General features: G+C 41.4%; 17 protein-coding genes. 9 read left to right on the top strand and 8 right to left on the bottom strand.

What is annotated here, in order from left to right; translation table 11 throughout:
• The first annotated feature begins 118 nt into the window (after positions 1-118).
• The 4 genes from HC643_RS38610 (at position 119) to HC643_RS38595 (ending at position 6,391) form a co-directional block, all read left to right on the top strand.
• Positions 119-1,210, top strand: coding sequence for a glycosyltransferase family 4 protein (locus tag HC643_RS38610; protein WP_038088485.1), 1,092 nt, complete (start codon positions 119-121; stop codon positions 1,208-1,210).
• A 224-nt stretch (positions 1,211-1,434) separates the two neighbouring features.
• The gene (gene psbA / locus HC643_RS38605; protein WP_038088482.1) at positions 1,435-2,517 is read left to right on the top strand and encodes a photosystem II q(b) protein; all 1,083 of its coding nucleotides are present in this window, start codon (positions 1,435-1,437) and stop codon (positions 2,515-2,517) included.
• Between the two features lie 198 nt (positions 2,518-2,715).
• Positions 2,716-4,812 carry a hydantoinase/oxoprolinase family protein gene (locus HC643_RS38600; protein ID WP_038088480.1) on the top strand — a complete coding sequence of 699 codons (2,097 nt, stop codon included), beginning with the start codon at positions 2,716-2,718 and terminating at the stop codon, positions 4,810-4,812.
• Between the two features lie 28 nt (positions 4,813-4,840).
• Positions 4,841-6,391 carry a hydantoinase B/oxoprolinase family protein gene (locus HC643_RS38595; RefSeq protein WP_038088477.1) on the top strand — a complete coding sequence of 517 codons (1,551 nt, stop codon included), beginning with the start codon at positions 4,841-4,843 and terminating at the stop codon, positions 6,389-6,391.
• On the opposite strand, the gene HC643_RS38590 is transcribed toward HC643_RS38595, so the two are convergent.
• Positions 6,388-7,857: an amidohydrolase family protein gene (locus HC643_RS38590; protein ID WP_038088584.1), complete on the bottom strand. Its 1,470-nt coding sequence runs from the start codon at positions 7,855-7,857 to the stop codon at positions 6,388-6,390. The genes HC643_RS38595 and HC643_RS38590 overlap by 4 nt on opposite strands.
• A gap of 260 nt (positions 7,858-8,117) precedes the next feature.
• Between HC643_RS38590 and HC643_RS38585 the strand changes: the two genes are divergently transcribed.
• Entirely contained in the window at positions 8,118-8,903 is a 786-nt protein-coding gene (locus HC643_RS38585) for an aspartyl/asparaginyl beta-hydroxylase domain-containing protein (protein WP_038088581.1), read from the top strand.
• Between the two features lie 138 nt (positions 8,904-9,041).
• Here the strand turns inward: HC643_RS38585 and HC643_RS38580 are convergent, their stop codons facing one another.
• Together HC643_RS38580 and HC643_RS38575 are read right to left on the bottom strand one after the other, a co-directional pair.
• The gene (locus tag HC643_RS38580) at positions 9,042-10,130 is read right to left on the bottom strand and encodes a phosphatase PAP2 family protein (protein WP_038088474.1); all 1,089 of its coding nucleotides are present in this window, start codon (positions 10,128-10,130) and stop codon (positions 9,042-9,044) included.
• A 19-nt stretch (positions 10,131-10,149) separates the two neighbouring features.
• Positions 10,150-10,800, bottom strand: coding sequence for an HMA2 domain-containing protein (locus tag HC643_RS38575; RefSeq protein ID WP_038088472.1), 651 nt, complete (start codon positions 10,798-10,800; stop codon positions 10,150-10,152).
• Between the two features lie 393 nt (positions 10,801-11,193).
• Between HC643_RS38575 and HC643_RS38570 the strand changes: the two genes are divergently transcribed.
• The 4 genes from HC643_RS38570 to hisS all read left to right on the top strand — a co-directional run bounded on the left by HC643_RS38570 (position 11,194) and on the right by hisS (position 16,356).
• On the top strand, positions 11,194-12,237 hold the full coding sequence (locus HC643_RS38570) for a nitrilase-related carbon-nitrogen hydrolase (RefSeq protein WP_038088469.1): 1,044 nt from the start codon (positions 11,194-11,196) through the stop codon (positions 12,235-12,237).
• Between the two features lie 243 nt (positions 12,238-12,480).
• The gene (locus HC643_RS38565; protein ID WP_038088466.1) at positions 12,481-13,899 is read left to right on the top strand and encodes an aldehyde dehydrogenase family protein; all 1,419 of its coding nucleotides are present in this window, start codon (positions 12,481-12,483) and stop codon (positions 13,897-13,899) included.
• Between the two features lie 72 nt (positions 13,900-13,971).
• Positions 13,972-14,418, top strand: coding sequence for a DUF3598 family protein (locus HC643_RS38560; RefSeq protein ID WP_038088463.1), 447 nt, complete (start codon positions 13,972-13,974; stop codon positions 14,416-14,418).
• 549 nt (positions 14,419-14,967) lie between these two features.
• Entirely contained in the window at positions 14,968-16,356 is a 1,389-nt protein-coding gene (hisS, locus tag HC643_RS38555) for a histidine--tRNA ligase (RefSeq protein ID WP_038088459.1), read from the top strand.
• A gap of 192 nt (positions 16,357-16,548) precedes the next feature.
• Here hisS and HC643_RS38550 read toward each other — a convergent pair whose 3' ends face one another.
• The 5 genes from HC643_RS38550 to HC643_RS38530 all read right to left on the bottom strand — a co-directional run bounded on the left by HC643_RS38550 (position 16,549) and on the right by HC643_RS38530 (position 19,433).
• Positions 16,549-16,971, bottom strand: coding sequence for a type II toxin-antitoxin system VapC family toxin (locus HC643_RS38550; RefSeq protein WP_038088456.1), 423 nt, complete (start codon positions 16,969-16,971; stop codon positions 16,549-16,551).
• 11 nt (positions 16,972-16,982) lie between these two features.
• Positions 16,983-17,339 (bottom strand): hypothetical protein, encoded by a 357-nt coding sequence (locus HC643_RS38545; RefSeq protein ID WP_038088454.1) that lies wholly within the window; start codon positions 17,337-17,339, stop codon positions 16,983-16,985.
• 72 nt (positions 17,340-17,411) lie between these two features.
• Positions 17,412-17,846 carry a YybH family protein gene (locus HC643_RS38540; protein WP_038088451.1) on the bottom strand — a complete coding sequence of 145 codons (435 nt, stop codon included), beginning with the start codon at positions 17,844-17,846 and terminating at the stop codon, positions 17,412-17,414.
• Positions 17,847-17,854: 8 nt separating this feature from the next.
• On the bottom strand, positions 17,855-18,217 hold the full coding sequence (locus tag HC643_RS38535) for a hypothetical protein (protein ID WP_038088577.1): 363 nt from the start codon (positions 18,215-18,217) through the stop codon (positions 17,855-17,857).
• A gap of 25 nt (positions 18,218-18,242) precedes the next feature.
• Complete coding sequence (locus tag HC643_RS38530; RefSeq protein ID WP_038088448.1) at positions 18,243-19,433, bottom strand: class I SAM-dependent methyltransferase; 1,191 nt, start codon at positions 19,431-19,433, stop codon at positions 18,243-18,245.
• Positions 19,434-19,525: the final 92 nt, after the last annotated feature.

Raw genomic sequence — 19,525 nt, 5'->3', positions numbered from 1 at the left:
CTGCGTAGGTAACTACAAGCCAGGTGACAGTTGAGTGCAGATGTTGATAGAGAATTCTCTACCATTATCTGAAAACAACCCAAAATAAAGGGTTTATAACTGGTGAACCATACATATTATGAAAATCGCACAAATTGCCCCCTTGTGGGAACAAGTTCCGCCTACCACCTATGGAGGCACCGAGCTAGTTGTGAGTCGTTTGACTGATGAGTTGGTACGTAGAGGTCACGATGTCACGTTGTTTGCTTCAGGCGATTCTACAACCCTAGCTCGTTTGGAAGCGGGTAGTCCCCATGCATTACGCTTGGATAAAAGCATTAAAGAACCCGTAATGTATGATATCTTGCACGCCAGCCAAGCTTACGAACGGGCTACTGAATTCGATATTATCCATTCCCATATAGGAGTTTGGTCATTACCTTGGGCGAGTACGGTTTCAACGCCAACAGTACATACCCTTCACGGTATCTTTACTCGTGATAACAGCAAAGTCTTTAGGCGTTACCACACGCAACCATATATCAGTATCAGTGACGCCCAACGTTTGTTAAACATAAATTACGTTGGCACAGTTTACAACGGTATTAACGTCTCTGCGTTTCCATTTTTTGCCAAACCCCAAGAACCATCCTATCTGGCATTTTTAGGGCGCTTCTCGCCAGAAAAAGGACCGCAACACGCCATTAATATTGCCAAGCAAACAGGGTGGCATTTGAAGATGGCTGGAAAAGTGGATGTTGTAGACAAGAAGTTTTTTGAAGAAGAAATTGCTCCCCACATTGATGGTAAGCAAATCGAATTTTTGGGTGAGGTCAATCACGAACAAAAATCTGAACTTTTGGGAAATGCGGCGGTGACTTTGTTCCCCATCACCTGGTGCGAACCTTTTGGGTTGGTGATGGCTGAATCTATGGCAACAGGTACACCTGTTATTGCGATGAATATGGGTTCTGTATCCGAAGTCATTGCTCATGGAGAGACGGGTTTTGTTTGCCAAAGCTATGAAGAGATGGCGGCGATGATACCAAAAGCATTGGAACTCGATCGCCAGAAATGCCGAGAACACGTGGAGAGTAAATTTAGCGTTACCCAAATGGTTGATGGGTATGAGGCAATTTATGAGAAAATTGTTGGAGAACGCAACTTTAGGAGCTGGTTCAATTCTGCTTTGAGAAATTCGTTGGAATCAATTACAGCATTTAGGCGTTAACGACTTTTTGTTTGATTTTTTTGTTTGATTAATCAAAATGCTCCCTTGATATGGGAGCATTTGCTTTTTGCGAGCTGGCTTGCGATTCATAACTTAGGCTAATATCTTAAATCACTTTTACTCACTGTCAGTCTATTGTAAAGTTAAGTAAACAGTTGTAATTTAAAGATGAGGGCACAAAGAAAGCCCCATAATTCATACAAAACAACCGCAATTATAAAACCATGACAGCAACCTTACAACGCGCTCGCAGCGCCAACGTATGGGAGCAGTTCTGTAACTGGATCACCTCCACCGAAAACCGCCTTTATGTCGGCTGGTTCGGCGTACTGATGATCCCTACACTGCTCTCCGCAGCCATCTGCTTCATCATCGCCTTCATCGCTGCTCCCCCTGTAGACATCGATGGTATCCGCGAACCCGTTGCAGGTTCTTTGCTCTACGGTAACAACATCATCTCCGGTGCAGTTGTTCCTTCTTCCAACGCCATCGGTCTTCACTTCTACCCCATCTGGGAAGCCGCTTCTTTAGATGAGTGGTTGTACAACGGTGGTCCATACCAGTTGGTGATTTTCCACTTCCTGATTGGCGTATTCTGCTACTTGGGTCGTGAGTGGGAATTGTCCTACCGCTTGGGTATGCGTCCTTGGATCTGCGTAGCGTTCAGCGCACCTGTAGCAGCAGCTACCGCAGTGTTCTTGATCTACCCCATCGGTCAAGGTTCCTTCTCTGACGGTATGCCTTTAGGAATCTCTGGAACCTTCAACTTCATGTTGGTGTTCCAAGCAGAGCACAACATCCTCATGCACCCCTTCCACCAGTTGGGTGTAGCAGGTGTATTCGGTGGCTCCTTATTCAGTGCAATGCACGGTTCCTTGGTAACTTCTTCCTTGGTACGTGAAACAACCGAAACCGAATCACAGAACTACGGTTACAAGTTCGGACAAGAAGAAGAAACCTACAACATCGTCGCAGCACACGGCTACTTCGGAAGGCTTATCTTCCAATACGCATCATTCAACAACAGCCGCAGTTTGCACTTCTTCTTGGCAGCATGGCCAGTGGTAGGCATCTGGTTCACCGCACTTGGCATCAGCACCATGGCGTTCAACCTCAACGGCTTCAACTTCAACCAATCCGTGATTGACTCTCAAGGTCGCGCCATCGGCACCTGGGCAGACATCCTCAACCGCGCTAACCTCGGTATGGAAGTGATGCACGAGCGCAACGCTCACAACTTCCCTCTCGACTTGGCTGCAACTGAAGTTGCTCCTGTTGCAATCAGCGCTCCTGCTATCAACGGTTAGTTGTAGAAGGTTTACTACAAAGAGACAATACTAGATAAAAGGCGCTCTCCTAAAAGGAGGGCGCTTTTTGCGTTTGGGACAATTTGCATACAGCATTCTGTATAGGAGTTACAAACACCTCTTCCTTGTCTCCCTTGTTCGGATCTCAAATAGGATTGATTGCTATATTAACCTTAAGGGCATTAAGGAAATGGAGTGATGTTAAAAGTTTTCGCCGATCGCGGCGGTACATTTACTGATATTGTTGCTGTTACAAACGATCGCGCGATCGCAGACCGACTCTCAAGCAATGCCGAACGTTTTCTCATCGCCCCTCTTTCCAAAGGACAGTGGGCGATCGTATACAAATTACTTTCAGAAAATCCCGAACAATATCAAGATGCAGTGATTCAAGGTATTCGGGACATTATAGGTCTTTCCAGCAAAGATCCCATTCCTAGCGATGCCATAGAAGTGGTAAAAATGGGGACAACAGTAGCAACAAATGCACTCCTAGAAAGGAATGGCGATCGCGTAGTGCTTGTTATTACTAAGGGATTTAAAGATGCCCTGCGAATTGGTTACCAAAACCGTCCTAACATCTTTGCCCGCCATATTATTTTACCTACCATGCTTTATGAAAGGGTGTTAGAGGTTGACGAACGGTATGATGCTAGCGGAAATGAACTAACTCCCGTCAATATCGAACAAGTCAAACGTGACTTGCAAGCAGCTTACGATACGGGAATTCGCAGCTGTGCCATTGTTTTTATGCATAGCTATCGCTATCCCAATCACGAACAACAAGTTGCACAACTAGCCCAAGCTCTTGGATTTACGCAAATTTCTGTATCTCATCAAGTTAGCCCTTTGATGAAATTGGTGAGTCGAGGAGATACAACAGTTGTCGATGCTTATTTAACTCCTATTCTTAAGCGCTATATTAACCAAGTAGCCAGTCAGTTACTCGGAGTCAGATTAATGTTTATGAAATCTGACGGGGGTTTAGTTGCAGCCCAACAATTTCAGGGAAAAGATAGTATTTTGAGCGGTCCGGCTGGAGGTATTGTTGGCGCAGTTCAAACGAGCAAGAGGGCTGGTTTTGAGTTAGTCATTACCTTTGATATGGGAGGGACAAGTACGGATGTTGCTCACTTTAAAGGAGAATACGAACGACAACTAGATTCAGAAATTGCTGGAGCGCGGATGCGAGTCCCCGTGTTAGCAATTAATACCATTGCTGCTGGGGGCGGTTCAATTCTATCTTTTGATGGTTCGAGTTACCGTGTCGGACCTGAATCAGCCCGGTCAAATCCCGGACCTGCTTGTTACCGACGTGGCGGACCCTTAGCAGTGACTGATGCTAATGTCATGTTAGGGAAAATTCACCCGCAATATTTTCCCTCTGTGTTTGGACTTGATGGCAATTTGCCCCTAGATAAAGATATTGTCATTCAGAAATTTACAAAATTAGCCCAAGAGATTGCAGCGACTGCGGGAAATCCCTCCACTCCCGAACAAGTCGCTGATGGATTTATCACTATTGCTGTAGAGAATATGGCAAACGCAATTAAAAAGATTAGCTTGCAACGGGGTTATGATGTCACCCAATACGTTCTTTGTTGTTTTGGGGGTGCAGGAGGACAAGTTGCTTGTTTAATTGCCAATACTTTAGGGATGAAAAAAATATTTCTTCACCCTTATGCTGGAGTTCTCTCAGCTTATGGCATGGGATTGGCAGATGTGCGGGCGATTCGAGAAGGTGCAGTAGAAGAACCCCTGACTCAAGCGTTAATCCCCAAACTAGTAGAGTTAATGAAGTCTTTAGAAACCCAAGCTAGCAGAGAACTCATATCCAATGAAACTAATAATGAAGAAGAAATCATTCAGAAAGTTCATTTAAAATATGAAGGGACAAATTCTACCTTGACAGTCAATTTTGCTGATAATGTAGCAGTGATGCGACAAGAATTTGAGGGAGAACACAAATCTCGATATGGTTTCATTCAATTAGAAAAAAACTTAATTGTTGAATCTGCCTCAGTCGAAGTTATCTTAAAGATGGAGACTCTCGAAGAACCCTTACTCGTGCGTACTCGTTCCACAGAACAAGCACCTTCATCTGTTGAAACAGTCCAAATGTTTGCCGCACAACAATGGCATGATACCCCTGTTTATAGGAGGGAACATTTAGAACCAGGCGATTGCATTATTGGACCTGCGATCGTTGTAGAGCAAATTAGCACAATTGTCGTTGAACCGAACTGGGAAGCCAGATTAACAGAATGCAATCATCTCATTTTAGAACGTCGATGAGCGTCGTGATAATAAAACGAAAACCAAAATGCACGCAATATCTCAACCCGACCCCGTCCGCTTAGAAATCTTCAAAAACCTCTTTCAATTTAACGCCGAACAAATGGGAATTGTCCTGCAAAACACAGCAGCATCGGTAAACATCAAAGAGAGGCTAGATTTCTCCTGTGCTATTTTCGACCAAACCGGCTCCTTAGTCGCTAACGCTCCCCACATTCCCGTACACTTAGGCTCGATGAGCGAAAGCGTCCGCAGTTTAATTCACGATAAAGGCGACACAATAAAACCGGGAAACGTCTATCTATCGAACAATCCCTATAACGGGGGAACCCATCTTCCTGACGTGACTGCAATTACCCCCGTGTTTTTAGATACATTTTATACTCCCCTTTTCTACGTTGCTTCTCGCGGACACCAAGCCGATATTGGCGGGATTGCTCCCGGTTCCATGCCTTCTCACAGCATTACAGTAGAAGAAGAAGGCATTCTTTTTGATAATTTTCTCTTAGTTGAACAAGGCAATTTTCGGGAAACTGAAGTCCGTAATGTACTCTTAAATCATTCTTACCCCGCCCGCAATCTCGAACAAAATTTAGCTGATTTTAAAGCACAAATTGCTGCTAATGAAAGAGGAGTTCAAGAACTTCATAAAATGGTATCACAATACGGGCTTGAAACAGTTCAAACTTACATGAAATTTGTGCAAGATAATGCTGAAGAAGCAGTGAGAAGAGCTATTGATGTTCTTCAAGATGGCTCTTTTATCTATGAAATGGATAACAAAGCACGGATTCAAGTGAAAATAACAATTCACCGACAAAATCGCAGTGCTACTATTGATTTTACTGGCACTTCTCAACAACTTCAGAGTAACTTTAATGCTCCTAAAGCCGTAACTCAAGCAGCAGTCTTATACGTCTTCCGAACTCTGGTGGATGATAATATTCCCCTGAATGCTGGGTGTCTTAACCCACTCGAAATTATCATTCCCAAAGGCTGTATGCTTAACCCAACTTACCCAGCCGCTGTCGTAGCTGGTAATGTCGAGACTTCTCAAACCATTGTCGATGCTTTGTATGGGGCTTTGGGTGTGATGGCTGCTTCTCAAGGCACAATGAATAACTTGACTTTCGGGAGCGATCGCTATCAATATTATGAAACCATCTGCGGTGGTTCTGGTGCGGGAATTGATTTCGATGGAACTGACGGCGTTCATTCCCACATGACTAACTCTCGCTTGACAGACCCAGAAGTGTTAGAATCTCGCTATCCCGTACAAGTAGAAAGCTTTACTCTTCGTTCCAATAGCGGTGGAAAAGGAAAACATTCCGGTGGTGATGGAGTTACCCGCCGCATTCGGTTTTTAGAACCCATGACAGCTAATATTCTCTCCAACCATCGGCTTGTTCCTCCTTTTGGATTAAATGGCGGTGAAGCGGGACAGGTAGGACGTAACTGGATACAGCGTCAGGATGGAACTGAAGAGAATTTGGACAGTACTGCAACAGTAGAGATGCAACCTGGAGATGTTTTTGTTATAGAAACCCCAGGAGGAGGAGGTTTCGGGAAAGCCCGCTAAGAACCACTACAAAAACGTCCTATGGGCGCACCAATGACTTGTCCGCGATCGCAAATTTTGTTTCCACGTAAAAAAGTTGTTTTCACCCGTCCCGTTAACTCCAATCCTTCAAAGGGGGTATAGCCTTGCTGTGACTCTGATTCTGTCGCACGCACAACAAAAGTCTCATTAGGGTCTAGCAGTGCTAAATCAGCATCATAACCAATGGCAATGTTACCTTTTGAACGCAAACCAAACCTTTGGGCGGGATTGGAGCTGAGTAACTCTGCCATGTGATTGTAGGACATACCGCGCTTGCTACCTTCGCTAAAAACACCAGAAAGGAGGTACTCCGTACCACCAAATCCGGATTTGGCTAGCCAAATGTTATTTGGGTCTTTCAGATTAACTTTTTGTTCGGCGGAACAACAAGCGTGATCGCTGACAATCCAATCTATTTGGCGATTGAGTACAGCATGCCACAAGTATTCTACGTCTGCACGGGAACGGATTGGAGGGTTAACCTTAGCCCATTTGCCTGTAGGTGTATCTATATCTAACAAAAGGTGTCCAACAGTGACTTCCCGTCGGAAATTGATGTGAGGAAAGACTGTTTGCATCATTAAAGCAGCTTCCACTGCTTTGCGAGAACTGAGATGTAATAGATTTATATTGAAACAATTGGTTTCGTGTGCCAAGTAGGAAGCAATGCAGATGGCTAACCCTTCAGAATGGGGCGGACGAGCAGCGCTGTATGCTTTTAAACCCGTAAGCGTGGTATCCTGTTGGACAATTTTAGTGTAGGCGTTGAGGATATCAGCGACTTCACAATGAAGACTCAGGCTAATGCGATCGCTTGCTTCTGGGTGGCTTTCCCTCAGCTTGCTCAGACCGCGCATAATAAATTCAAAGTGAGCTAAGTCGTACCTTTCCTCTTTGTTAATCATCAGGAAAAGATTTTGTTGGTCAGAAAGACCGTGCAAACCATAGCCCCCGTAAAACATAAAGATTTTGAACGAGCCAATTCCATACTCCTCAAATAGCATCTGCATCTCATCAATATGTTGAGCGCTAATTGGGGCAATATGATAGCCGTAATCAACAAAAAAATTTCCCTGCGAAAGTCCCAGCACTTCTGGAAAAAAATCTTTATAGGAACCGCCCTTATTGAGATAATACTGCCCTGTACGAATGTAATTCAGGCTGGTAGTCACTCCTCCCATAGCGGCTGCTTTAGTTTCAGTCAGAGCATCTCGGTCCAGAGGTTGATAGATCCCTATATGCATGTGAGCATCCACAACCCCAGGAAAGCCCAGCAAATTTTGAGCATCAAATACTTCTTTGCTTGTATCTGGGCTAATATGAGGAGCAATTTGGGCAAATTTCCCATCCTTAATACCCAAATCTAGCAATTCAACACCCTCCTGATGGGGAAGCACTACCCGCACATTTTTAATAATTAGATCTAATACGGGAACCTCAGACACAGTAGACCTCACGTTAAAATAGTTGTTACGCATTGAATTTACATATTTGGCGTGAAGGCTGTTAGTAGTTAGTGGTTACTGGTTAATGGTGAAATGCTGAGTAACTAACCAATAACAGTCCTCATGAAAAATGTGCAACTTCTACGTGGATGAAATGAATACCCCAGTTTATTTAGGAATTTTAGCATCCTTCTAGGGCACAGACTGAATTTCAACATTGCGTAATGTTTTTTAATACAATTATTTTAGGAGGAAAAACAATGGAAAGTTTTAATGAGTACCATCTAGATCCAAAGCAATTTCCTTTTCTCAACAGTTTTCAAGATAATTGGCGAGCGATCCGAGATGAATTTACACGTTTTAATCGCGATGCCTCTGATGAAGAGTTAAAATTTACTTACGAAGTTCTGGGACCAAAAAATAAAACAATTAAAACTAAGGGAAATTCCAAATACAGCGCATTTGGGATTTTATTTCAAGGCATCTTTATTGAAGAATATATTAAATTGCATCAAATACAATATCCAGATTATAATTCGTATGAAGCATCAGAAAAAGCACTTGCTTTAAGAGAGAAATATTTCCCAAATTTAACGAATATCATAGAAATTAGCAGTGATGATATTATTAGAAACGTATATTTTGGTACATTTCATCCCGGTTTAGATATCAAATTGCACGTGAACTATAACCCACATATGAATCGCGGTTATTTGGGATTGATCGTACCAGAAGGGGATGTGGCGATGAAAATATGTCACGAGCAACTTTACTGGTATGAAGGCGAAGTTATGGTTTTAGACCATAGCTTTCCACACTGTCCGCATAATTACACCAATTATGACAGAACAGTCTTAGTTATAGACTTTTTTAAACCGGAGCAGCCTAGAGAAGAAGCAATAGGATTTGAAAAAGAACTCGTTACACAAAGAATGCAAGACAACCCTTATAGTTTGGGTGTATTTGGTAAAAGTGATAAAGCTAAAGAAGAAGATTTTATTAAGTATGGTTTAGCACATCAACTAGAATGGGATAAAGCTTTATAAGCATCAGAAAAACAAGGCAATTGATATGCTTGCTCCTGTTGCACCCGAAAATAATTTGGATTGCTAATAGCTAATGGTTAATAGCTAATGGTCAAAAAGCAATTAGGTATTAGTTATTAGCAATTTTCACTCTTATTTTTATATTTCATCTATGACTGCTATAGCTGAATTTTCTCTAAGAGGAAATTGCAGATTGGGGAGACCTTCAATCGGTATATTTTCATCTTTTTGAAGCTGTTGTAATAAGCGGTATTTTCGCAACAGATTAAAGCCAAAGATACAGGCAATTAACCATAGCAAACCGACAGCATAACCAGCTGCAACATCAGTAGGCCAATGTACACCTAAATAAAGTCTACTAAACCCAATCGCCGCAATTAAGAGAATGGTCAAGGCAAAAATTTGCTTTCTGTGGTGAGGAAATTGTTTTGCTAAAGTATAGGCAATAAAGCCATAAATCACCATCGACATCATTGCATGTCCGCTAGGAAAGCTGTAATGACCCACATTTACAATCCAGTCCCACAATGCTGGACGTGCTCTACCAAAGCGTTCTTTCAACAAATAATTTAAGCCGATCGCACCAACTGTAGCTATACCAAAAGTTGTCGCTTCTGAACGACGGTTGTTATAGATCGGGCTAGTTGCAAATGCCAAACAAATCCATGGCAAACCGACTGAGCCACCAAGAGAAGTTATCCCAATCATAATGCGATCGAGAAGTGGCGTATGCAATCTTTGAATTGCCAGCAAAATACTTTCGTCAAGACCAAATCGGTGCAGCAAAAAAGTACTTACAATTAGAGTACTAACTGCCGTTCCCGATAGCAAAATAAGTTGTCTTCCCGCTTTGTCTATTGGTTGCTGCAAGGGTGTTTCTGCTAATATCGCTTTCCTTGCAACGTCTTGTTTTTTTTCTGCTTCCGTTTTGATGAATGATTTTTCAATCTGTTGTCTGTAATCAAAGACTATATTTTGGATAAGTGATGCAATGGACTTTGGGCTGCGATTGGAAGGAAAAAGAACAAGAACATTTCCTGTATAGTGATTGGCGCTCACTTGCTGAATGCCTTTTTCATTTAACAATCTAAGTTCAAGGTACCTTTTAAAAGCTTCCGAACGGTAAAGCCCATTAACTTTATACCTTGCTCTTCCTTTGACAGCAGTGTGTAGTGCTTGAACTAAAGGATTTTGCTCGGGGAGTTTGTTGAAATGAGGAATTCCCATTTTTCTACTTCATCAAAGGCTAAACTAAGTCACCCTCCCCAACAGTTTGCAATTTTAAAGGCTGCAAACCACCTATCTCATCGGACTGGCTGCGCCGTTGCCATCGTTTGTTAGGCAGGATTAACATGGTAGCAGATTTTAGCCTTTTGATGATATTTCTTGTGGTGGAAAGAACCCGCTCCCAAGTATCTTTTCTAAATCTTTGGTACTTAATAGCATTGCGTGCTTGGTTAATATTACGTGTTGTGTCGATGAGGTGGATAGCAGCATCAAAAATAGTTCCCACAATTGATTTAGCTGTGACTCCGACTGGGATCGCTATATTAGGAGCCGTTTGTATCAGATGAATTAGATGCGATCGCATTTCCTCATCTCTTACCATCTCTCTCGAATAATCGATAACAATCGATGCTGCAGCAGGGTTAACACGTACTTTCTTAATTTTCGAGTCAAATTCCATAACCTGCTGCAGTTTCTTGGCATAGGTAGAATCCTTCACTAGCCGAGGAATGCGAAAACGAATGCGTCCGGGAATTGCGTGAGCAACACTATAAGATATCCTTTCAGGTTGCGTAGTTTTATGAGCTACACTTGAATTGGTTTTGCTAGCTTGCTGGGATTGATGGAAAATAGGATTTTTGCCAGAATTATCTCTTTTTCTAGAATTCATAATCTCTTATTCTTGCTTTTCAAGCAGACAATAACTGAGGTTGAAAGTTTTTAAATCAATTTAGGAGTTTTGAAGGATTTTTGAAAAACTTGCAGTCAGACCTGCAATGCCCATCCGACTTAATATTTCTAAAATCAAAGTTAGATTCTTATGTAAATTTAAATAAAGTGCTCTATTCCAATAATTTCTATACAAGTTTTCTTAATTAAAAACAATAATTTATGGCTGAGAAAGATTAAGCATAAAGAACAAATAATTATGCTAATTTCTCATCATACAACTTTGATAGCATGACTATATCTAACTTTTGGAACATAAAAATAATGAAGTAGCAAGCGATCGCTTACCACCACTGACAACGTAAAATGAGTAAAAATACAGACAAAGCAGAGTATGGTAGCCGATCGCGAAACCATAGAATCATTTCGAGCCTTAGCACTGCAAGTGACTTGTCATGCTATTAACCAGCTAACTGACCGTCAAGAAGTAGGCTTGTTGATGCAAGACACTATCAACCGTCTGGCAAAACAAATTGCTGCTAGTATTGCGTTTATTGGTAGTGACTGTCGTTTGATTGTTCTACCAGAATATTTCCTTACAGGTTTTCCCATGGGAGAATCACTAGCTGTTTGGAAAGAAAAAGCATGTCTTGAAATGGCGGGTGCAGAATATGAAGCGCTTGGTAAAATTGCACAGCAGTATAAAATTTTTCTAGCAGGTAACGCTTACGAGGTTGACCCAAACTTTCCAGGGCTTTACTTTCAAACTTGCTTTGTCATCGACCCCTCTGGAACAGTTATCTTGCGCTATCGGCGGCTAAATTCCATGTTTGCTCCAACTCCCCATGATGTTTGGGATAAGTATCTCGACTGCTACGGACTAGAAGGTGTTTTTCCCGTTGCGAAAACAGCAATTGGTAATTTGGCTGCGCTTGCTTCAGAAGAGATTTTATATCCAGAAGTGGCGCGATGTCTGACAATGCGGGGGGCAGAAATTTTTCTGCATTCAACTTCAGAAGTTTATGGCAAAGAACGTACACCCAAAGAAGCAGCAAAAATCTGCCGCGCAGTAGAGAATATGGCATATGTAGTTTCCGCAAATAGTGCAGGTATTGCTAACACTGCTATTCCCAGCGCTTCTACTGACGGTGGCTCAAAAATTCTTGACTATAGGGGATTGGTTTTAGCGGAAACTGCTTCAGGGGAAAGCATGGCAGCATTTGCAGAGATCGATCTAGCAGCTTTACGTCGCTATCGTCGCCGACCGGGGTTAAATAATTTACTTTCCCGACAGCGTTTGGAACTCTACGCACAAAGTTATTCTCAATCTCACTTCTACCCAGCAAATACTATGTTGGATAAACAAGTAGACCGCAAACATTTTATCCAAACTCAGCAAGAAACTATAGAAAGGTTAGCAAAATTGGGAGTTATATAGGGGTATGCTAATGGCTAATGGGTAATGGCTGATGGCTAACGGTGAGACCAGTGCTGTAGGCGGGTTTCCCGCACTCTGGCAACTGGCGAACAAGGGAGGGCTAATGACTAATGACTAATGGTGAGTCTAACCCTACAGGCGGGAAACCCGCCTGCTTTCTCTGGTCTCACCATGAACAATTAACAATTAGCCATTAGCTATTAGCAATTAGCCATTAGCTATTAGCAATTAGCAAAATTAATTATGTCTAAAGCAATAGATGTCCGCAATCCTCGGACTGGAAAGTTTGATTACGTGATTATACCTCCACCCGCAAAGCTTCTCGCACAGCAATGCAGTCGCTTGCGGCGATCGCAAAAAAGTTGGCAACAACTTGGTATAGAAGGTAGAGTCGAAGCCCTTCAGCAGTGGAAGCAAGTGATCTCATCTGGGCGGGAGAAGCTGACGGAAGCTTTGGTGAATGATACCGGAAGGGTATCGATATCAGTTATGGAAATTGATTCATTCGTTTCTAGTATCGATCGCTGGTGTAAAGTAGCTCCAGAATTGCTCCAAGAATCGCAAAAAAATACAGCTATTCCTTTTATTGAATTGAAACAAACAGCAGTTCCCTATCCTTTAGTAGGTGTCATTAGCCCGTGGAATTTTCCCCTTTTGCTTTCAACAATTGATACTATTCCCGCCTTGTTAGCTGGTTGTGCTGTTATTGTTAAACCTAGTGAAATAGCACCTCGGTTTGTCGCACCTCTATTAGCTGCACTCAATAACGTTCCAAAGCTAAGAGATGTATTAAATTTTGTAGAGGGAGCAGCAGAAACGGGATCTGCTCTGATAGAGAATGTAGATTTGGTTTGTTTTACCGGAGGTGTAGAAACGGGGAGAAAAGTTGCTGAAACTGCGGCTAAATACTTTATACCGGCTTTTCTGGAATTGGGAGGGAAAGACCCCGCAATCGTTTTAGAATCAGCCGATTTAGATTTGGCAACATCAGCTATTTTATGGGGTTCGGTTGTGAATACCGGACAGTCCTGTCAATCTATCGAGCGAATTTATGTTGCTGAATCTATAATGGAACCATTTGTTAAACAACTTGTAGACAAAGCGCAACGTCTTAAATTAGCTTATCCCACAGCAGAGAGCGGGGAAATCGGTCCTATAATTGCAGAAAGACAAGCGGCGATCGTGAGCGACCATTTGTTAGATGCAGCAGAACTGGGTGCTGTTGTGCATTGTGGTGGTGAAATTGAGACCCATGGAGGAGGATGGTGGTGTCGTCCTACAGTTCTGACTCAAGTTAACCATACTATGAAAGTTATGACTGAAGAAACATTTGGTCCCATTATGCCCGTAATGTCTTTTTCCACAGTTGAAGAAGCAATAACTTTGGCTAATGATTCTATATACGGATTAAGTGCAGCAGTTTTTGCAGGATCGGATGCAGAAGCGATAGAAGTTGCCCGTCAAATAGATGCAGGTGGTATTAGTATTAATGATGCTTCTCTAACTGCTTTGGTGCATGAGGGCGAAAAAAATTCTTTTAAGTTTTCTGGTTTAGGCGGATCGCGTATGGGAAAAACAGGACTGACACGTTTTATGCGAAAAAAAGCTTTTTTAGTGAAAACTAACTCTGGGAGTGACCCTTGGTGGTTTGATAATAAATAGAATTAGTGGTTCGTGGTTAGTTGTTAGTTATGAGTACAACAATCCAAAATCAATAATAGAAGGAGTTTTGTCATGTCACTGATTCGAGAAGAAATGCCTGTTCTGGTACGTCATGAAGGAGATTGGCTGGGTACGTATACAGTAGTTGACGTAGAAGGAAAAATCATAGATAAGCATGAGTCTCATTTGACGTGCCAGTTTCCTGACGATGATGCTTATTCCTACTATCAAATTAATCGTTATAAGTGGGCTAATGGTAAACAAGAAGAGCATCAGTTTCCAGGCACTTATCGAGACAAAGCATTATGGTTTAATACAGAACGTATTGATGGAAAAGCTTGGGAAATTGACAATGCAACAATTATTTTGTGGTTTTCTTATAAAACTGCACCGGGTATGTATTTATATGAAATGATTAATCTCAGCCCCTGCAATAACTATCGTTCCCGGACTTGGCACTGGTTTAAAGATCATCAACTCTTCCAACGAACTTTAATTCAAGAAGAACGTTTGCGTTGAAACAAGCAAAACTTGGTTCTAATATAAGCGGGCAAGAAGTTATACAATTTGCTAAGTTCTACCATACCCGTTTAATGACTTGTTAAATAATTAGCTCTTAAATTAGCTCCCAGTTTTGCCATCTCGTTAAAGTGGAACTAAAAACTCAGTACAAGTATTCATTAAAGATATAGCAATCCTATTTGAGATCTAAACAAGACAGACAAGGGAGACAAGGAAGAGGGGGAGCATCCCAATTTGTAAAAAATATGCTTGTGATTGAAATCACGCCTATACAAACAAAGTCCGCCTGCGCGGACTTAATAAGAAGTCTACGTAGGTGGTGAGTTCAGGGCTGCAGGCGGGTTTCCCACGCCCTGGCGACTGGTGAACCCGAAGGGACGAGCGTTTGTGTAGCCCTAGAATTCTATTCTGAGGGCAATTGCGCTCTTTGGGACGCTCCCGGAAGAGGTGTTTGTAAATCATTTAGGGCTGCTATATTACTCGCCTTTGGTATTATCTTTAATAATTGTTTAATATAGATTCTTGAGTCTCGACCAAAATATTTGTATGGCAAAATCTGAAAAAATTAACTTTTCGACTCCCAGTGGTTTTCCAGAATTTCTTCCCGGTGAGAAACGTTTGGAAGTATACTTACTTGATACAATCCGGAAAGTTTATGAAAGTTATGGATTTACACCTATAGAAACTCCGGCTGTAGAACGTTTGGAAGTTTTACAAGCAAAAGGCAATCAAGGTGATAATATAATCTACAGTATTAATCCTATCTTGCCACCCAATCGGCAAGCAGAAAAGGATAAAGCAGGAGAAACGGGTTCGGAAGCACGAGCTTTAAAATTCGACCAAACGGTTCCTTTAGCAGCATATATTGCCCGTAACCTTAATAATTTAACTTTTCCTTTTGCCCGTTACCAAATGGATATTGTTTTTCGAGGAGAGAGGGCAAAAGATGGACGTTTCCGTCAGTTTAGACAATGTGATATTGATGTTGTAGGGCGTCGCGAACTCAGCTTGTTTTACGATGCTCAAATGCCTGCTATTATTGCTGAGATATTTGAAGCGATTAACATTGGAGATTTTCTCATACGTATTAATAATCGTAAGGTACTTACGGGGTTCTTTAAATCGGTAGGTGTAGAAGCTGAGAAAATTAAATCTTGTATCGGTATTATTGATACTTTAGAAAAAGTTGGTGAGGCGAAGGTTAAGCAGGAGTTGGAAAAAGAAGGAGTTTTAGTAGAGCAAGCGCAAAAAATTATTGATTTTATTAATATTAAGGGAACGGCTGACGAAATCTTAGATAAACTTAAATACTTAGCGCAATCGGCATCAGAAGCTGAGATATTTAACTTGGGAGTTACGGAATTAGAAACAGTTATTTCTGGCGTTCGCAATTTAGGTGTTGGAGAAAATCGTTTCTGTATCGATTTATCTATTGCTCGCGGTCTTGATTACTATACAGGGACTGTTTACGAAACAAGTTTAGTTGGACATGAAGCTTTAGGAAGCATTTGTTCCGGTGGTAGGTATGAAGAATTAGTGGGTGTATTTTTAGGTGAAAAAATGCCCGGTGTAGGCATTTCCATTGGTTTAACTCGCTTAATTAGTCGTTTGTTAAAAGCCGGTATTCTGAACCCACTGACGCCAACTCCCACTCAGGCGATCGTGGTAAACTTGCAAGAGGATTTGATGCCTGTATATCTCAATGTATCTCAAAAGTTACGTAAAGCTGGAATTAATGTTGTTACAAACTTTGAGCAACGACCTTTGGGCAAACAATTCCAACAAGCTGAAAAACAGGGAATTCAATTTTGTGTCATTATTGGTTCTGAGGAAGCAGCAGCACAAAAAGCGGCTCTCAAGGATTTGAAAACACGAGAGCAAATAGAAGTTTCGTTGGAAAATTTGGCTGAGGAAATTAGAAGTAGATTGGTGTAGTAGCGCCCTGATTTTAACTCCTCCTCGGTTGTGAGGAGCAGAGATTTGGCTCTTTTCTTATTGCTCTACGTTCTTACTGTAAGTTCTTTGATTTTGATTCAAAATCAAAGAACTTACAGAAATTAGCTCCCACTGTTCCCAGGTTTTTTCCAAATTGGGATGCTCCTACCAAACATGGTATGGACTTACAATTTAATGTGTCCAATCTGTAATTGCGAGGCCGGGTACTTGCTCATAGTCTCGTTGGTTGCACGTGACAACTGTAGCATTGAGCGATAACGCAATTGCTGCAATTCGCATATCTTTTTGCAGGCGATTTTTTCGCAGAGGTGGCTTATCTTTTAGCAATTGCTTGAGGCAAGTGTCAGCTTCTGGGGTGAAATTTAGCATCTCAACCGTCTGAAGATATTTTACGGTTGTCCAAAGTTTTGTGTAGAGATCTGGCAAATTATTTACTAGTGACGGGTCATTAATTCTGCCGATCCACCCATTGAAAAGTTCTTGAACCGTAATCACCGTAACTGCAATTTGATGTTGAGCCGCGTTGGCGATAACTAAGGGATGATTGTACAAAATTAATGAAACATGGTCAGTATCCAAAATATGTAGAGACACTAAAACTCCCTTTACAAATAATAAGAAGGGTCAACTTCAGATTCATCATTACTATTTCGCTCGGCTCGAATGGTCTGCATAATTTCCTCAAAATCTGAATCGTCTTTGAAAACACCCGCAAATTTCATCCAAGCTGGTTCTGAAGCCTGAACTGGGACATCCCATGAGATTGTTTCAATATGCTTAAGCCGTTCTAAAAATGCAGCTTTAATTTGGGTAATAGCTTCTTCTCTGTTTGGTGCTTCTACTCGACAGTCGGGCAACTCAAATACAGAAGCAGCAAAATATCCGGAGGCAAGATTTTCTAGTAGAATCGTTACTTTCAGATTTGCGGATGGTTGGGACTGTAGTACATTTAGTGTAACCATTTTTGAAATACGACCCTTAAGTGCTATTCCTATTGTATCGTAATAAAAATCAACAGTTCGGTAAAAATGACACTAGGGTTGTTCATTTTTATTTAACCAATCTCCGATACCATATGGATCGTCTAGTGGGGCGGAGAGATGCTCGTGTCGAATCTGCCAAGATCCTGCTTCATTTTTGTTAAGGACAAAAGTAGCCCTAAATGTTCGTTGGATAGATCGAGCTTTGACAGTTACAGTTAATAACACTATTCCCGCTACCCAAGCTAGATTTTCAATTTCTTCAGTAAAGGGTCCCTCTATCCACTCAATTTTTTCTAATTTTACTGTGGAATTACAAAAATCCTGCCAGCCTTTTGCAATTTTGCTATAGCCAATAGTAGAGTAACGAGGTCCTTCGACAAAAACGTATGTATCTTCTTGAGGAACGTAACTTTGACAAATATTCCTCACTTCTTGCCGAAGTATGGCACGATAAAAGTTGTCAATTTGATTTACAGCACTTGTCATTTTAGTCTTTAGCTACTGCCTAACTCTTCTGCAATATCTTTTATATCTCGGTTATGTTCTGGATTTTCTAATGCCTCAAGTTCTTGCTGAATAATACGAAGTATGCGAGAAATATATTCTGCATGCCATCGCTGGCGTTCCTCAGCAACTATTTTAGTAGGTTCATAAGAATCAATTTCTGATTTGCTCAGTATACCTTTAGCGGCTAAAAGGCGTTCTATGGTATCTAACCGTTCTCGTGTCACTGCGTGTTCCATTGCGATCGCCATCGTTATGTTTAATACCCGTTCAACGGCTGGATCGTCAAAAAAATAGGGGCGTTTGCCTTTACTTTTGTTGCTTGCTAATAAGATGTCATTAATATCTTGCATAATTGCTGACTTTACTGTCTGTAACCTAAGCTTTCCATGCACCAAATACATTCCAAATAGGTGAACGACCAAAATCTTCTATTGTTTCATTTGCTTGTTGACCTTCCTCTATGTCATTGACCGCTTTAATACCTATTTGAATACACGATTTTTCCGGAAAACCAGCTTGAATCATAAGTTTTTTCATATCTATATCGTGCATCTGAGACCAAAAAGGTTCATTATTATAATAGGCATCCCAATCACGAATAAACTGCTCGTATAAATCCATATCTGGAGTGTACTGGGGTTGTTCAATATGAAGAGTAATACCACTAAAGTTCAGCATCCGATAAATTTCTTTTATAATCTGATGAAGGGTTGTGTAGGAAGTTTCATGTAGAAACATGGTGGTTTGTATCCAATCAAACGATTCATCTGCAAATCCTGTATTTGCACCATCCATTTGGATAAAAGTAAGATTTTGGACACCAAGACTTTGAGCACGAGCATGCCCGTATCTTAACATTGGGGCTGCAACATCAATGGCGATCGCCTCAGCATTGGGATAGGCTTGCGCTATGGGAATAACGTTATGACCCAATCCACAGCCAATATCCAGTATGCGTTTTGGTTGAAATTCTGGATGCTGGGTTTTTAGCCATTGCGCGATCGCTCTACCTCCTCCATCACTCAGGCGTCCCAGTAAGCCAGCTGTTGTCACAAAAAGACCAGAATCATAATTAGCCGCAGCTGTTACATCTCCTTCTATGAGTTCTGTGTAGTAACTACCAGGCATACAATGATGATCTACTGCTTGAACGTAGTAGGGAATTTTTTGATCTGGATTCAGTTTAAGAGTATCTTTATTCTGATTCCAACGATGAGCCTTTTCTGCTAGTTCATTTGCTTGACGCAGCACCATTGAACGACCTGCTTGTTGTCTCATTTCCATAGCAGATCGACGTAAGGCGCTCCACATCTGATAATGTGAATTCTTCTTCATAGCTTCATGTAATTCTTCCCGGTTTTCAAATTCCCGCCCGTGTGTCTGTCGAAAATGTGGAAGAACTTCTTTTTCATACGCAATCCTGTTACCGGGAGATACAACAGTTGCAAGGTGACGGTTCAAATTTGCTAGAAAATTATAACGAGCAATTTCGTCATGCGTAGCTTCTGGAAACACTGCATGTTTTCCTACTCTATTCCAAACAGGAGGTAGATTATCTCGATACATGGTTATTTTTGTTACAAGTATTTAAGTCATAAATAACTTCTTCTACTAGGATAACGTTGAGAGCAAATATCACAAATTTTTTTACAATGTTG

It is taken from the genome of Tolypothrix bouteillei VB521301, from assembly GCF_000760695.4.
GTDB lineage: Bacteria > Cyanobacteriota > Cyanobacteriia > Cyanobacteriales > Nostocaceae > Scytonema > Scytonema bouteillei_A.
Note: the sequence above shows the minus strand (reverse complement) of the source record. Positions and strands in the feature narration are given on the sequence as shown.